This window comes from uncultured Nostoc sp. (assembly GCF_964247315.1).
Lineage (GTDB): Bacteria > Cyanobacteriota > Cyanobacteriia > Cyanobacteriales > Nostocaceae > Nostoc.
The window spans coordinates 1-15,316 of record NZ_CAXTTT010000151.1 but is presented as its reverse complement, the minus strand read 5'-3'; the positions used below and the strand labels follow the sequence as shown (position 1 = coordinate 15,316).

General features: G+C 41.4%; 11 protein-coding genes and 1 pseudogene. 6 read left to right on the top strand and 6 right to left on the bottom strand.

The genetic code is table 11. The features are described from left to right. Nucleotides 1-48: 48 nt before the first annotated feature. From ACFE93_RS30470 to ACFE93_RS30460, 3 genes and pseudogenes are all read right to left on the bottom strand, one after another. Nucleotides 49-1,023, bottom strand: a complete 975-nt coding sequence (locus tag ACFE93_RS30470) for a glutamate-cysteine ligase family protein (protein ID WP_375479188.1) — start codon at nucleotides 1,021-1,023, stop codon at nucleotides 49-51. A gap of 298 nt (nucleotides 1,024-1,321) precedes the next feature. Beyond that, a pseudogene (locus ACFE93_RS30465) lies at nucleotides 1,322-1,441 on the bottom strand (NADPH-dependent FMN reductase); the annotation flags it as partial. A gap of 79 nt (nucleotides 1,442-1,520) precedes the next feature. Continuing rightward, nucleotides 1,521-2,066 carry an NADPH-dependent FMN reductase gene (locus tag ACFE93_RS30460; RefSeq protein WP_375479186.1) on the bottom strand — a complete coding sequence of 182 codons (546 nt, stop codon included), beginning with the start codon at nucleotides 2,064-2,066 and terminating at the stop codon, nucleotides 1,521-1,523. A gap of 336 nt (nucleotides 2,067-2,402) precedes the next feature. Between ACFE93_RS30460 and ftsH the strand changes: the two genes are divergently transcribed. Both ftsH and ACFE93_RS30450 read left to right on the top strand, forming a co-directional pair. Further along, a complete protein-coding gene (ftsH, locus tag ACFE93_RS30455) occupies nucleotides 2,403-4,313 on the top strand; it encodes an ATP-dependent zinc metalloprotease FtsH (RefSeq protein ID WP_375479184.1) in 1,911 nt (636 codons plus the stop codon). 315 nt (nucleotides 4,314-4,628) lie between these two features. After that, nucleotides 4,629-5,549: a DUF928 domain-containing protein gene (locus ACFE93_RS30450; RefSeq protein ID WP_375479182.1), complete on the top strand. Its 921-nt coding sequence runs from the start codon at nucleotides 4,629-4,631 to the stop codon at nucleotides 5,547-5,549. A 372-nt stretch (nucleotides 5,550-5,921) separates the two neighbouring features. Here the strand turns inward: ACFE93_RS30450 and ACFE93_RS30445 are convergent, their stop codons facing one another. Beyond that, nucleotides 5,922-6,788 (bottom strand): DUF4435 domain-containing protein, encoded by an 867-nt coding sequence (locus ACFE93_RS30445; RefSeq protein WP_375479180.1) that lies wholly within the window; start codon nucleotides 6,786-6,788, stop codon nucleotides 5,922-5,924. Then, nucleotides 6,785-8,137: an AAA family ATPase gene (locus ACFE93_RS30440; RefSeq protein WP_375479178.1), complete on the bottom strand. Its 1,353-nt coding sequence runs from the start codon at nucleotides 8,135-8,137 to the stop codon at nucleotides 6,785-6,787. Before ACFE93_RS30440 ends, ACFE93_RS30445 begins: the two co-directional genes overlap by 4 nt. 397 nt (nucleotides 8,138-8,534) lie before the next feature. Here ACFE93_RS30440 and topA point away from each other — a divergent pair, with 397 nt between their 5' ends. Next, nucleotides 8,535-10,703: a type I DNA topoisomerase gene (gene topA, locus ACFE93_RS30435; protein WP_375479190.1), complete on the top strand. Its 2,169-nt coding sequence runs from the start codon at nucleotides 8,535-8,537 to the stop codon at nucleotides 10,701-10,703. 41 nt (nucleotides 10,704-10,744) lie between these two features. Here the strand turns inward: topA and ACFE93_RS30430 are convergent, their stop codons facing one another. Next, on the bottom strand, nucleotides 10,745-11,266 hold the full coding sequence (locus ACFE93_RS30430) for a phosphoribosyltransferase (RefSeq protein WP_375479176.1): 522 nt from the start codon (nucleotides 11,264-11,266) through the stop codon (nucleotides 10,745-10,747). A gap of 245 nt (nucleotides 11,267-11,511) precedes the next feature. Between ACFE93_RS30430 and ACFE93_RS30425 the strand changes: the two genes are divergently transcribed. The 3 genes from ACFE93_RS30425 to ACFE93_RS30415 all read left to right on the top strand — a co-directional run bounded on the left by ACFE93_RS30425 (nucleotide 11,512) and on the right by ACFE93_RS30415 (nucleotide 15,236). Further along, the gene (locus tag ACFE93_RS30425) at nucleotides 11,512-12,963 is read left to right on the top strand and encodes an MFS transporter (RefSeq protein ID WP_375479174.1); all 1,452 of its coding nucleotides are present in this window, start codon (nucleotides 11,512-11,514) and stop codon (nucleotides 12,961-12,963) included. Nucleotides 12,964-13,587: 624 nt separating this feature from the next. Next, complete coding sequence (locus ACFE93_RS30420) at nucleotides 13,588-14,211, top strand: Uma2 family endonuclease (protein ID WP_375479172.1); 624 nt, start codon at nucleotides 13,588-13,590, stop codon at nucleotides 14,209-14,211. A 77-nt stretch (nucleotides 14,212-14,288) separates the two neighbouring features. Beyond that, entirely contained in the window at nucleotides 14,289-15,236 is a 948-nt protein-coding gene (locus ACFE93_RS30415) for a fatty acid desaturase family protein (RefSeq protein ID WP_375479170.1), read from the top strand. The last annotated feature ends 80 nt before the right edge of the window (nucleotides 15,237-15,316 follow it).

The window sequence follows — 15,316 nt, the reverse complement described above, 5'->3', positions numbered from 1 at the left end:
TTAATATACTCCATTATCCCATACTGTATTGCACTCAATCAGGAACCGCTATAGTTCAAATATCTGCATTCCTTTAGCTGGTCTAACCGTTAACTTCTCCCGCCTGACTCGATTAGCTGCCTTCTCAAGCAATGTAATTACAGCTAAAGTTACCGATGGATAGTTACTATCTATACATCTAATTTCAACAGTGCCGAGTTTGTTGAGTCTAATTGGATTCCAAGCTGACTTGAGTAAGCTAACTTCTGCTTCTGATATTAGGTTTGGTTCAATTCCGGCTTTTTCCATCGCTTGCAACCAAGCATAGTAACGAGCAAAGTGCTGTTCAACTAAACCCTCTACACTTAATGCATAAGGCATGAGTCCGCCGACAGACTGTAAATGAGTGTAAACTCCTTCCCAGCCAAAGGTTTCACTACCTCGATAACGAATTGTGTGCGCGGCTAGCCCAATCGCCTGTCCTTCATAATAGGGACACGCCCGCGTCAGGGATATGAGTGCTGAGTCGCAAGCTGTAGCTAAATTATAGATATTTAGTAGTTCTTCTCGCTCTGCTGATGTCGAGTTGTAGGAGACTGTAACACTAGGGTCAATTACCCCAGGCGGGACTTCCAAATGCAGGTGTGTACCTGTACATTTGGCGGCGTGCAAGAATTTCTCATAGCCGACAGTCCGCGCTTGGATATGGTAATTAGGATGATCGCGCATAACTGGTGTAATATGCAAAGGATAGCTAGACAGAGGGTAAAGGCGTAAACCCATCTGTCGCGCCACACAAAGCGCCAATTTGAGATTTTTGAGATAAACTTTTGCTAGTTCTGTACCAGTGTCAGCAGGAGGTGTGTTAATTTCTACCATGCTTTTGACGAACTCTGGCACAAAGTACTTTGGGTCTAAACCTTGCTTTTGCGCCATTAAGTGACAATCTTTCAAAAACTCATCGGCGCGATCGCTTAAGTTACCAGCCTCATCTACCAGAAAAAATTCTTGCTCAAGACCGATACGACGCTTTACTACATTCATCTAAACCTCCGCAAGGGTAATCCCGCCACCATTCCTACACAAATAACAAATTTAGACTCGCCCATAAACTGAATAGAAACCATCCAGTTACCTAGATATCCATTGCATACTGGCTCTGTTTGAGGCAATCCGATTGCATTACCGCTTTCGGTTTTTCTTTGTTTCAAATCTACCAATGTGAGTAATTTAGATCAGTTGCGTCAAATTTACCAGTTAGCACTACCTGAGACACAGCCATTCGTGTAGATCCCCTTACACCCTCTCAGAGAGCCATATTAAAGGTTTGCCCTATATAGCATAGCTTGCCTTCAGGACTGAAAGCACCCCAAGCTTGTCCGATCGCAATTTGTTCGGGAATCACCTAACCGTGTACCCAACGAATAATTACCCGTAGGTCATTTAAAGCATTACTATTAGACTATTAATCCCCAACTAGCTGGGAATCACCACCACGATTAAGGTGAGTAGGGTAGGCCAAGCTTTGCCCACCCTACTAACTAATTTACGCCTCGCAGCTTGCGAGTATTCTCAACTAAACTCTGAGCAAATTGATCGAATCTTTGAGAAAGCTTTTCATCTACTAGTTTGCCTTCAGGACTGAAAGCACCCCAAGCTTGTCCGATCGCAATTTGTTCGGGAATCACCCAACCGTGAACCCAACGGACAATTAGCCGTAGGTCATTTAAGGCGTTGCTATTAGACTGACCACCCAAGACACTAATTAATCCTGTCACTTTATCAGACAGTTGGTCAAAGCTCATCAAATCCAGGGCATTTTTCAAGACACCACTAACGCCACCATGATACTCAGGTGTCGCTAAAATTAACCCATCAGCCTGACTAACTGTATCTTGCAACCGCTGAACATCTGGATACTCTGGATACTCCTTTGCGCCAGTGCAAAATGGTAGCTGCAACTGCCGTAAATCGAGAATTTCTACCTCTGCACCTACAGCTTCAACCCTTTGCGCTGCAACTTCTAAAGCAACCTGGGTATAAGAATTGGGTCTTAAACTACCACCAATGCCAATAATTTTCACCATAATTAACCCACAAACTACTAACTAGCTACTATTATCAGATTTCTTAAAAAGCGGAATCGTTATGACTATGTTTATCTTAGCGATTTATGCTGGAATGTGTCAAATTAAGATCGAGGGGACTGGGGATTGGGAATTGGGCATAAGAGGCAGACATGCAAAGGGGTAGAGGGAAAAACTTACTGCAACTTCCTTCTCTCCTGCTTCTCATTCCCCAGTCCCTTGTGTGCAAGTTAGACTAGATAAGAAAAGTGTAATTTCCAGTTATTACAATTTTTGATAGAAGAATAGGCATAAAACCAGCGCTTAACTTGTGCCAGCAGACAAAGGGTAATTATTATGACAAATTTAGGAAAAAAAGCATTGATAAAAAGGCAATCCTCAAAGCGCGTTGCTTGGTTTGGTGCGTTGGCGCAGCCCGCCGTAGGCATCGTTGCTAGTCTGATTATGTTGCCAGGAATTTTTGGAAGTACTCCTGTCATGGCACAAAAAGCAGAAACCACCTCCCTAAATTATGGTGACTTGATCGAGAAAGTGAAGGCGGGAGAAGTCGAGAAAGTAGAGCTTGACGAAACCGAACAGCTAGCAAAGGTTTATCTCAAGGGACAAAAAGATAATACACCACCGCAACAGGTGAGACTTTTGGCGCAAAACACAGAGTTAGTCAACATTCTCAAAGACAAGAATGTTGATTTTGGCGAAGTTTCTTCCGCTAACAGTCGAGCTGCTGTTGGACTGTTGATTAATTTGATGTGGATTTTGCCACTGGTAGCTTTAATGCTATTGTTCCTCCGGCGCTCTACTAATGCTTCTAGCCAAGCGATGAATTTCGGCAAATCCAAAGCTCGCTTCCAAATGGAGGCAAAAACTGGAGTGAAATTTGAAGATGTCGCCGGGGTTGAAGAAGCTAAAGAAGAACTCGAAGAAGTTGTGACTTTCCTGAAACAGCCGGAAAGATTTACTGCTGTAGGCGCACGGATTCCTAAAGGTGTGCTGTTAATTGGCCCCCCTGGTACTGGTAAAACTTTACTAGCAAAAGCGATCGCAGGTGAAGCAGGTGTACCATTCTTCAGTATTTCCGGTTCGGAATTCGTGGAAATGTTCGTTGGTGTGGGTGCATCTCGTGTGCGCGACCTCTTCAAAAAAGCCAAAGATAATGCCCCTTGTCTAATATTTATCGATGAAATTGACGCAGTAGGTAGACAACGGGGTGCTGGGATCGGTGGCGGTAACGACGAGCGCGAACAAACCCTCAACCAACTGCTTACCGAAATGGATGGTTTTGAAGGTAACACAGGCATCATTATTATTGCAGCCACTAACCGCCCAGATGTTTTAGATACAGCATTGCTCAGACCGGGACGCTTTGACAGACAAGTAATGGTCGATCCACCCGATCTCAAAGGGCGACTGGAAATTTTGAAAGTCCACGCGCGCAATAAGAAAATCGATCCTAGCGTATCATTAGAAGCGATCGCTCGCCGCACTCCTGGTTTTACTGGCGCAGACTTAGCTAACTTACTCAACGAAGCCGCTATTCTCACCGCTAGAAGACGTAAAGAAGCTGTCACCCTTTTAGAAATTGATGCTGCTGTAGACCGAGTTGTTGCAGGTATGGAAGGTACCGCCTTAGTAGATAGCAAGAGCAAGCGCTTGATTGCCTATCATGAAGTTGGACACGCTTTAGTAGGTACATTGCTTAAAGACCATGACCCTGTGCAGAAAGTTACATTAATTCCACGGGGACAAGCACTAGGATTAACTTGGTTTACTCCTAACGAAGAACAGGGGTTAATTTCCCGTTCCCAACTCAAATCCCGGATTACTGCTACTTTGGGTGGTCGCGCCGCTGAGGAAATTGTTTTTGGGAAGCCAGAAGTGACCACAGGTGCAAGCAATGACTTGCAACACGTCACAGGGATGGCGCGGCAGATGGTGACACGCTTCGGGATGTCAGAATTAGGCCCATTGTCCTTGGAAAACCAGAGTGCAGAGGTATTTTTAGGGCGCGACTGGATGAATAAATCAGACTATTCTGAGGAAATTGCTGCCAAAATTGATTCACAAGTGCGCGAAATTGTTAGCAATTCCTACATTAAAGCCAAAGAACTGTTGCAAGAGAACCGCGTAGTTTTGGAGCGTTTAGTAGATTTGCTAGCAGAACAGGAAACAATTGAAGGTGATGTATTCCGCAAAATTGTTGCCGATCATGTTCAGGTAGCCGATGAACAATTGGCTATACCTCATTAAAAATATGAGTGAGAAATAATGTAGAGATGTAGCAGTGCTACGTCTCTGCAAGGGTTCTGGATAACGCATCTTTAATTTCACCAGATGTCTATTAAGGAATAGGCAAAAGCTAATAGTCTATCAACTTTAGACTACTGAAAATCCAAAGGTTAAGATTCCCGACTTATTAAAAAAGTTGGGAATTTTGTTGTAAAAAAATTACAATACTACCTCAGCCTTCCCAGAAAGTAGCACACATAAAGTCTTGTCACTGTAAAGCTTAAGCTATTGTATTATATACACCCAAACAATGTACTACAAGTAAACATAAACATCATGAAATATAGATTTTGGGCAAGTTATCTGCTTGCTGCTTTAGCATTTCTGCCCTTCGAGCCTGTAAGTATTACTCAGGTTTTGGCAATAGAGTCAGTTTCCCAACTGGCACAAGCAAAATCTGCTTACACCCAATATATGCAGCTTGGTTATAATGAAACCAAACGGAGAAACTATAGAAAAGCTTTATTGAATTTTCAGCAAGCAGAGCGGCTACGTCCTGGAGATAGGTATGCTACTGTTGCAATTAGAAATGTTACTGGTTATATTCAACGCGGTAGCAGTAGAAATCGTATCGCCTTTGTCCCAGGTAGACCTGGTAGAGTAAGGTCAGCAGGAACGCGGGGAAGTTGCTTTGAAACTGGACAATACCTTATTCCCCTGACACCAACAGATAAGGAAGCTCAACGAACTACAGCAGAACGTCCCACATTCTTTTTCTACGTTCCTCAAACCTCTACAACAGTGCAAGCACTAGAATTTGTTTTGCGGGATGGTGATAACATTGACCCATTGTATAAGGGAACTTTCAAACCTGTTGGGCAAAATGGTATTGTTAGCGTAAATGTACCTGTCGATCAGCCATCTCTACAAATCGGTAAAGAATATAATTGGACTTTTTCGATGATTTGCGATCCTAATAATCGCGATAAAGACTCTTATGTAGAAGGTACAATTGTGCGATCGCAAGATGAAAACTTGTCTCTTCAGCTAAATCAACCAAACACAGACTTAGATCGGGCAGTTTTATTTGCCACAGCCGGATTTTGGGAAGATGCTCTGAGAACTTTAGCTAATTTACGCCGCCAGCGTCCTAACGATCCTGAAGTTGAGAAATATTGGGAAGATTTGTTAAATTCAGTAGACATAAAAGATGTTGTAAACAAGCCTTTATTGCCCTGTTGTACTGCTCAGAAATAAATTAATAATTACTTAAAAACCCGGTTTTGCTCAAAAAGTCGGGTTTTTTACTCTTGAATTTAAGATTAACCGTTCGTAAATATCTACCTAAGCTTAACCTATACAAAGCCGAGTCTGATGCAGCAATACATTTCAGTTAAAGTTGCTTGACATCACTTTGTAGTGCGTAGGCGTAGCCCGTCGTAGACATCGCAAACCATCTCCATGAGAATTGCTTGGCGTGGACAGCATCAATTTTTGCTAATTACTGCTGTAAGCCAACCTGATAGAGAACAAGGAAGTGCGATCGCCTGACTTCTACTGACACTAACACTCTTCAAACGCTGGCGCGTCAAAAATAACAATATTGTACATAGTTTCCGAATTTGGTATTTATGTGCCATTCCGCAAAACCCTAAATGGCTGATTATTGCTTTCCCATTTACGAATGTCCAAGTAGAGTTGTGTCTGCTGAAAGTAGATTTCTTCATAAGCAAGCCGCAAACTACGCTCAAGACTGTTCGGTTCAACATCAGCAGCTTTGTTAGAACCAAGTGCTTTGCGTAAACCAAGCGACAGAATTTCCACCAAATGATGACCACAGCAGATTTGCCAAGGATCGTGGTTATTGCTTTTCTGACTCCTTAGCCGTTTTTGCAGATTTTTTTCGTCCAAAGAGAAAGCTTGGGATTTATTCTTAATCTCCTGAATCAGCTTGGGTTCATCAATTTGCAGAGTTTGCTCATCAATGAACTTGCTAAATGTAATACCCTCAAAGGTTAGATTTAATCCATCACATTTAGAGATCCAAAGCAAATAACCTACCGATATACCATTTTCAAGTAATACTAATTTTACGTCTCGATTAAACTGAGCAATTTTCTCTTCAGAACCAAATTCAGCAAGTACTTTGTTAAATGCTGGTGAATTAATCAGCATTGTTTCAAGGTCATGGCTATCGGTGCAAAGCAGATTATGACTGGTGTATAAGAAAGTTTCAAGACGATCAAAATCTGCATCAACAATCGCTAAAACTCCCTGAAAATTTGATTGTTCCAAAATTTTTAAGATTTCAATAGCACGCTGCTTACTAGAGGGTTTTCCCGATGTTTCGACTAACTCACAAACTAATTGGTCAACAAATCGCTTATAAAAAGTTTTGTCAGAACTTCCTTCCACTAATAAAAAAGTTCCAGTATATGTGCTTCGTCGTAATCGTATTTGGTTAGCAATACGGTCAACTGTTAGAAAATCTCTCACTTTTGTGGCCCTTTCAGTTCAACCGTCAAATCCCAGCGGTCTTGAATAATATCTGGTGAATGAGTAGCCATTAATATATTTAAATCTGCAAGCTGTGTAATGTCTTGTAAGTCCTTTAAAAACTGAACTTGCCAGCCTACATGAAGAGATAATTCAGGCTCATCAATTAAAACTAAAGAATTAGAGTGAACTTTAAATAGTAGTTCATATAGAAGAACTAACTCATGCTGTTCCCCCGATGACAAATCTGTTGGTAAAAGAGTTGTTGAATTAGATAATGGAGAGTCATGACTTGTTGTAACAACGAATCCTTTCTCTTTACTAAAGTTTATCTCTTTGTAGGAATAGGCAAACTTATTATTAATAATTTTTCTTAATAAATCAATCTTGCTTGCTATTTCAGCAAAAACACTCAACTTTTTTTCTACATCTTGAACATATACTGACAAAGCATTTTTGGTACTTTCATCTATATCTTGAGGCTGAATTTGAAATTCCGTATCTTCATCTTTATCCAAAAGACCTACTTCTATGAGACGAGAGCGAGTCGCTTCAAGTTCATTTAGTTGATGACGAAGTTGTTCATCTGTTAAATCTGTGGATGGCTGTTGCTTAACTACTCTAACTGGAAAAGTTCTGTCAAGAGATTGAGATGTTGTACCGTATTCCTTAAATTTATCTTGCATCAGTTTAGCAAGTTCATCAGAATAGGCAGACACAGTTGACAACATTGAAGGTGTTTCAGCAGACCGTCTGGAAGAACGCTTAGGAACAAAATTAAGCAACCGTTGTGATTCAATGAGGCGAATATGAACGTTGCTTTGCAACTTTTCTAGCCAATCAGGAGGGGCTTCTTGTGACTTCAAGTTTGAGGACGATAAATTATCAACAATTTCTAGAGCTTGTTCATAAAAAGTAATTTCTCCAATGCGATTATCCAGCGATTTTAGAGTATAAGGCATTTCTTGTATAACAGAATCTTCAAGTATAATCGGAAATCCTCTATCAGAGCGAATCTTTGGTGACTTTAGAGAAAAATAAACTGCTTCGGAATCAGGCTGATAAAAATTGAAAACAATACTCTTATTTTCAGACTCCTCTGCATTCTCAGTATTTTTTATTATTTCAATACTACTACCATCATCAAATGCAACTTGAAACTTTTTAAATGGGATAGCTCTCAACTCTGAGTATCGTGAGTTAAAAAAGCTATTCAAAATTCTTAATATCGCTGTTTTTCCAAAACCATTTGGGCCATGAATGATGGTGATCCGTTCATCTATATTCAATGGAATCACATGGTCAAAAATTCCAAATAAGCCACTGACAGAAATTTCCTTAATTCGCATAGTCATTTAGTCCTATAAGCATTGGCTTCATGACTTTGATTGTAACTTCTATCTTTCTCTGGAAAGTACAAGAAACACAGAGTAGCATTCTTTTGTGTCCTCTTAGAAAGTTTTAGTCGTCGATTCACTTTTAGGCATTACCGAAGGGTAGCCGGCACACCTTGCGGGATCTTGCTAAAGATTTTCTCTTGTTTAACTAGGTTGTTGAGCCTAAAATTATAGTAGTTGAGCCAGTTGCAACAGCGATCGCACAATCAGACAGCATTTACCTGTAAACTGAGTTAAGCAATTGCCAAAGCTTTTTGGTACAGTATTCTAGAAAATCCAAATGACGAAGATAGGCAATCGCTCAAAAGCAATTGCCAGTTTATTGCTCAGAATCAAGAATGCAGTTGCTATGATCAAACGCCTGCTTGTGGTCGAGTCTCCCGGAAAAGTCAAAAAACTCAGTCAAATTCTGGGTTCGGATTGGAAAGTTCTCGCAAGTTGTGGTCATATCCGAGAACTCAGCAATGAAGGAGACGATTCCTTGGGCTTCGTCATGGATGGTAGTAATGTTCGGTGCAATTACGTCCCGCGTGACCAACGAGCGAAAGAAACAATCCAGAAGCTCAAGTCTGCGGTGAGGCAGGTTGATGAAGTTGTCTTAGCAACTGACCCAGACCGGGAAGGCGAGACAATCGCTTGGCATCTCAAAGAAACGCTGGGTTTAAGGGAACCGAAACGAGTAATTTATACTGAGATTACAGCATCGGCAGTGCAGAGTGCGATCGCTAATCCTAAAAAGCTAGACCAAAATTTAATCGGTGCTGGGTTATGCCGAGATTGCTTAGATAAGTTGGTAGGTTATAAAGGTAGTCCTTTAGTTTGGGCATTGAATAACGGTGCTAAGAGTGTTGGTAGAGTCCAAAGCGCGACTTTACACCTGATTTGTCAACGAGAAAACGAAATTCTGACTTTTGTCCCCCAAGATTACTGGAGTGTCTGGGTAGATTATGCTGAAGGATTTCGAGCCTTTTACAAAGGTACGGTCGATTCTGCAAAAGATGCAGCAGAACAAGAAACTGAAACTCATGATGATGCGAAAGTAGGTAATAGTCCAGAAACACCGGAATCTAAACGTGTTCTTTCCGAAGCAGAGGCTACACGTTTAGTTGAAGAAGCACAGCGACATCCTCATCAGGTGATTCATTTTGAAGGAAAAATCGTTAACCGCCAGCCACCTCCACCATTTACAACTTCCAGCCTTCAGCAAGCAGCCGGTTCAAAGTTGAGGTTTGCTCCTGATAAAACTATGGTTGTGGCCCAAAAGCTGTATGAAGCAGGGCTTATCACATATATGCGAACAGATTCAGTAATGCTGAGTCCAGAATTTTGTGCCAGCGCTCGTAAATGGTTGGAGCAAAATGATCCGCAGAATGTACCGCCGCAAGTCGCCAAGCATCGCAGTAGCAAATCTGCTCAAGAAGCACATGAAGCAATTCGTCCAACGGATGTGTTTCGCCCCTCAGTTCAATTGCGCTCTGAACTTCCTGATGATCAGTTTAATCTGTATGTAATGATTTGGAAACGGTCAATTGCTTCTCAGTGTCGTGCTGCCCAATTGCGTAAAACTTTGGTGATTACTCAATCTGGTTCTCTACTGTGGTCAGCCAGAGGGCAAGTAATTGAATTTTACGGTTATGCCCGGTACTGGAACAATCTCAGCAAGGATAGTATTTTACCTTCATTACAACAAGGACAAGGATTGAAACTGGAGAATGCTGGACATGAGAAGAAGCAGACCCAGCCACCACCGCGTTATAGTGAACCAAAATTAGTGCAATTGATGGAACGTAAAGGAATTGGTCGCCCAAGTACTTATGCTCCTACTGTTGCTACCTTAAAAAAACGAAACTATGTCGAGTTGAAAAAAGACCATCTGCAACCGACAGCGTTAGGCTTAGAAGTTGATGCGTTTTTGCTCAAAGCACTGCCGGATTTACTAGAGGCGGAATTCACAGCGAAAATGGAAGATGCCCTTGATGCGATTTCCGAAGGAAAAAACTCTTGGCAGCATTATTTAACTAGTTGGAATCAGAATTATTTTGTACCAGCGCTCTCCAAAGCTAAAACTGTAGTTGCAAGTTCCTCAACAGGTAAAGCTAATGCCATAAGCGAGCGCAAATATGAAACTTCTAAGACGCGATGTCCTGAATGCAAAAATTTTCTCGCCAAAATTCCGAGTACTAAGGTCAAAAAGAAATATTTCCTTAAATGCACAAAAGGCTGTGATGTCGTACTATTTTGGAGCGACTTTAACAAAACTTGGCAGCCACCACAAACTAAAGCAGTCCAGGCTGAGAATCAACAAAAGCCTCCTGTGAAGATGACAGCATATCCCTGCCCGGTATGTAAGAAACCTCTGGAAGAGTACAGTTATATCAAAGAGGGGCAGAGTAAGACAATGTTGCGATGTTCTGACTCACGATCGCGTCAGGATACCAAACATAAAGATGTGGCTTATTTTAGTACGCAAAAAGGGTGGTGGAGTCCGAAATTTGGGGAGTTAGAAGTTAAGAGTTAGGAATTAGGAGTTTTGAATTAATAGTTTCTTACTCATTACTCCTAACTCCTAACTTTATTTACCTTAGCCGCAAGTTCTCTGAGGTTCATCTGCTCGTAGTGTTCAAAAGGTTGGTGAATCCAGGGGTTATCAGCCAAATAATCGACATAATAATCGGGTTTTAGAACTGAACAGGCTTTATACCAAAGAACAGCAGTGCGAATTTCCTCAATTGGGGAATCATTATTTTGCTTGAGCCAAGGTATAGTCTGTTGGAGTGTGATTCCAGAATCTACTAAGTCATCCACTAGGAGAATGCACGAACCTAACTTTTCGGCAGTCATCGTCAAGTGGCGGGAGAAAATTAAATTATTTCTTTCTTGCTTACCAGTGCCACTGTAAGATGAGGTTGCTAAAATTGCCAGTGGCTGCTGGTATATACGGGAAAGAATATCTCCAACTCGTAGTCCTCCTCTGGCAAGACAGATAATCTGGTTAAATTCCCAACCGGATTTATAAATCTGAATAGCCAGTTGTTCAATTTTTTGGTGATAATCTGACCAAGAAACATAAAGGTCTGGCATAAGTCTAACGGGAGTTGTAGATAGCTAGTATTGAAGGCGATGTCTACGATGATCAACCCCTTCCCTACGGGACGCTGCGCGAACGGGGAAGTCAAAAGTCAAAAGTCAAAAGTCAAAAGTCAAAAATTTACTAAGCCCATAAATAAATTTAGGGGCTTGTACCTTTTTCTTTCTGGTCACTGAGTTTGCCAAAGTGCGGGTTACGCCTATGCAAACTTTTTATTTTAGTATGAGTGCAAGTTATTATGAACGATTCTGCTGCTGATGGCGATGCCCAACTAGATCCTCAGAGTGAAAAACTCGACTTAAAAACGAAGCTGGCTTACGGCGCAGGAGATTTAGGCCCGGCAATTACTGCAAATATCTCCGTTTTTTATCTACTGATTTTCTTTACCAGTGTCGCTGGTATCCCTGCGGGTTTAGCTGGCACTATTTTGATGATTGGCAAAATCTGGGATGGCGTAAACGATCCGCTTGTGGGGTTCCTGACTGATAAAACGAAATCTCGTCGCTGGGGCCGTCGTCTTCCCTGGATGTTTTATGGAGCAATCCCTTTTGGAATTTTCTTCTTCTTGCAGTGGACTGTACCGCAATTTAGTGCAAATCAGAGTGAGAATAGTTGGCCGCTGTTCTGGTATTACGTAGCGATTGGGATTGTATCTCAGTCCTTTTATACGGTTGTGAATTTGCCTTATACGGCGATGACTCCAGAACTAACTCAAGATTACGACGAACGCACTAGTCTTAACAGCTACCGTTTTACATTTTCCATTGGTGGCAGTATTCTGTCGTTGATTTTAACGCAAATTGTTTTTTCACTGATTGCCGATCGCCAACAACGATATCTGGTTTTAGCAGCAATTTGTACTGTAATTTCAATTTTAGGGTTATATTGGTGCGTTTTTGGAGTCCGCGATCGCATCTTGGCTTTTGAAGCCAAACGCATCCAAACTGAAGAACCTGCATCTCTCCCCTTCTTTGAACAGTTAAAAATTGTCTTCAGCAACCGACCTTTTTTATTTGTTATTGGTATATATCTTTTTTCTTGGCTAGGTGTGCAGATTACAGCCAGCATTATTCCCTATTTTGTAGTCAATTATATGGGTATAAAAGAATCAGATGTGCCTCCAGTACTGATTGCAGTTCAAGGAACTGCCTTATTGATGCTATTTGTCTGGGGGGCGCTGAGTAAAAAAATCGGAAAAAAAGTTGTTTATTTTATGGGAATGAGTTTGTGGATTATAGCAGCTGCCGGACTATTTTTCTTACGCCCTGGTCAAATAGTTTTGATGTATGTGATGGCTGTCATGGCTGGTATTGGTGTATCCACAGCTTATCTAATTCCCTGGTCGATGATTCCAGATGTGATTGAATTAGATGAACTCCAAACTGGACAACGCAGAGAAGGCATTTTTTATGGGTTCATGGTTTTACTGCAAAAATTTGGTTTGGCTTTGGGGCTATTTTTGGTAGGAAATGCTTTGCAAGTAGCCGGTTTTAAAGAATCTATAGCCGGAAGACCACTACCGATGCAACCGGAATCGGCACTGTTTGCTATTCGCGTTGCTGTTGGCCCCATACCGACAGTTTGTTTGATTTTTGGTTTAATTTTAACGTATTTTTACCCAATTACCCGCGAGATGCACGCAGAAATTATGCTGAAACTCAAAGAACGGCGAGAGAAGAGGGAGAGTTAAACCAGTAGAGGAGCATGGAAGAAATTCTGGCGTTGCAGAAAAGGGGGATGAATTTAGGCAGCATTGTCTAGGGGAGTTAATTGCAGGTAGACGTTATAAAAAAGAGCTAAAGTAGGGTGGGCATTGCTCACCTGCACCTATGTCTTAATTTGGAGTTAGATTATCCTCCTATATTAATACTTGGTTACTACGGAAGCTGCTACAGACTGCGCGAAACACCGAAACGTCAAGGCAGAAGTTCTTACAGGGAAGACGGAAGCTGCTACAGACTGCGCGAAACACCGAAACGTCAAGGCAGAAGTGAATTTTTAACTTGTTTAACTTTACTATGATTGCGATCGCCTGGGCTAGTGTTTGATGCGATCGCACCAACTACAGTCTCCAAACATCGAAGAGCCGTAGTGTAACACTTGAGATTGAAGGAAGTAAAATATTTCGTAAAAAAGCTAGGTTAACGGAGCTCAGAGGTAGATTCATCCGGTTCAAATACTTGTTAACAGAGTTCAAAGGCTGAACAAGTCTTTGAATTGCAATATGCTTAGAATAAGTCTTTGTTCTCTATCTACTTTCCCTAATTCCTGCCTCTTTCACGCTCATATCAGTTTTGCTTAGAGGAATAAAGCCATGACTCAAGCTTTACGCAAACTAGTTACATTCGACGAATTTGTTGCTCAGTACCCAGACAATCCACAAAGACGTTATGAACTCCATGATGGAGTAATTGTTGAGATGGTACAACCAACAGGCGATCATCAAGAGGTTACAGGATTTTTGGTCAGAAAACTGAGTGTAGAATTTGACCGCTTAAATCTTCTCTATCTCATCCCAAAAACAGTATTTGTCAAACCAATTGAAAACGAATCAGCTTATTCACCAGATGTCCTTATACTAAATCAACCTAATTTAATAAATGAACCTCTATGGAAAAAAGCATCTACTGTAAGTCAAGCTGCATCCATTCCTTTAGTGGTGGAGGTAGTGAGTACTAATTGGCGTGATAATTACCATAAAAAATACGCTGATTATGAGGAAATGGGAATTCCTGAATATTGGATTGTTGATTATGCCGCATTAGGCGGTAGAGAATTCATTGGCAAGCCAAAACAACCTACTATCTTGGTTTGCTGTTTAGAAGAAGGTGAGTATCTAATTAATAAATTTCGAGGCAATGACCGTATCCAATCACCAACTTTCCCAGAATTGAATTTAACCGCCGAACAAATTTTTCGCGCTGGTGTGGTCAGTTAAATTCACAGTGTCTAGTCAGAATTGAGGAGTTAAAAGGCAACCTACGCGCAACTATTCACACTGACCTAATTAAAATTATGTCTAATGACGCAATTATTCAATCTGAATTATTAGATGACAAAGCTGATAATAAGCAAAACCTCTGTAAAATTCTTAGTGTACAAGAATTAAGTCTTCTAAACGATCGCTCCAACAGCAAAGGGCTAGTTCAACTAGTTTTTCATCTCACTGTTATGGGTTGCAGTGGCTACCTATGGGCAACAAACTTTGGTAATTGGTCAGTGGCTATACCAGCACTGATAATCTACGGTTTCAGTCTGGCTTCGATGTTTGCACCAATGCACGAATGCGTTCACAGAACAGCTTTCGCTAACAATCGTTTGAATGATGCTGTGGCTTGGTTTTCCGGCTTGCTCTCATTTTACAACAGTACGTTTTTTCGCCGTTATCATAAATGGCATCACCGTTACACTCGCGTTCCTGACAAAGATCCAGAATTGACCGATCCCAAACCGAGTAACCTGGGCAAATACTTGTTGATAATTAGCGGTTTACCGTGGTGGTGGGGTAAAATACAGGGGCATTTTCAAGTTGCCACTGGTCGATTTGACAATTTTCCATTTATCCCAGAAGCAGCACGAGCCGAAGTTATTCGTTCTACACGTTGGCAATTAGGTATTTATGCAGGTGCGATCGCTCTTTCAATTGTAGTTAATCAGCCTTGGTTTTTCCTCTATTGGCTGTTACCTATGCTTGTCGGTCAGCCAATTCTCCGTTTCATTCTGCTAGCAGAACATACAGGTTGCACTCTTGATGCAAATCTGCTCACTAATACCCGCACAACGCTCACACTCTGGTGTGTACGATTTTTCATGTGGAATATGCCATTTCATGCAGAGCATCATTTGTACGCATCAATTCCGTTCCACGCGCTACCAAAAGCACATCAGCAATTGAGCAAACACTTTACCCACATTGAACCTGGATATTTAAAAGTCAATTGGAAAATTAGAACTAATTCGTAATTGGGCATTGGGCATTGGGCATTGGGCATTTGTTCAATAATTCCCTCTTGTCCTCCTTGTCCCCCTTGTCTCCCCTGCTC

Coding starts and splice junctions, on each gene's coding strand:
- ACFE93_RS30440 (WP_375479178.1), bottom strand. CDS start 8,137: ATGCGAATTAAGGAAATTTCTGTCAGTGGCTTATTTGGAATTTTTGAC.
- ACFE93_RS30415 (WP_375479170.1), top strand. CDS start 14,289: ATGTCTAATGACGCAATTATTCAATCTGAATTATTAGATGACAAAGCT.
- topA (WP_375479190.1), top strand. CDS start 8,535: ATGATCAAACGCCTGCTTGTGGTCGAGTCTCCCGGAAAAGTCAAAAAA.
- ACFE93_RS30425 (WP_375479174.1), top strand. CDS start 11,512: ATGAACGATTCTGCTGCTGATGGCGATGCCCAACTAGATCCTCAGAGT.
- ACFE93_RS30460 (WP_375479186.1), bottom strand. CDS start 2,066: ATGGTGAAAATTATTGGCATTGGTGGTAGTTTAAGACCCAATTCTTAT.
- ACFE93_RS30470 (WP_375479188.1), bottom strand. CDS start 1,023: ATGAATGTAGTAAAGCGTCGTATCGGTCTTGAGCAAGAATTTTTTCTG.
- ACFE93_RS30430 (WP_375479176.1), bottom strand. CDS start 11,266: ATGCCAGACCTTTATGTTTCTTGGTCAGATTATCACCAAAAAATTGAA.
- ftsH (WP_375479184.1), top strand. CDS start 2,403: ATGACAAATTTAGGAAAAAAAGCATTGATAAAAAGGCAATCCTCAAAG.
- ACFE93_RS30450 (WP_375479182.1), top strand. CDS start 4,629: ATGAAATATAGATTTTGGGCAAGTTATCTGCTTGCTGCTTTAGCATTT.
- ACFE93_RS30420 (WP_375479172.1), top strand. CDS start 13,588: ATGACTCAAGCTTTACGCAAACTAGTTACATTCGACGAATTTGTTGCT.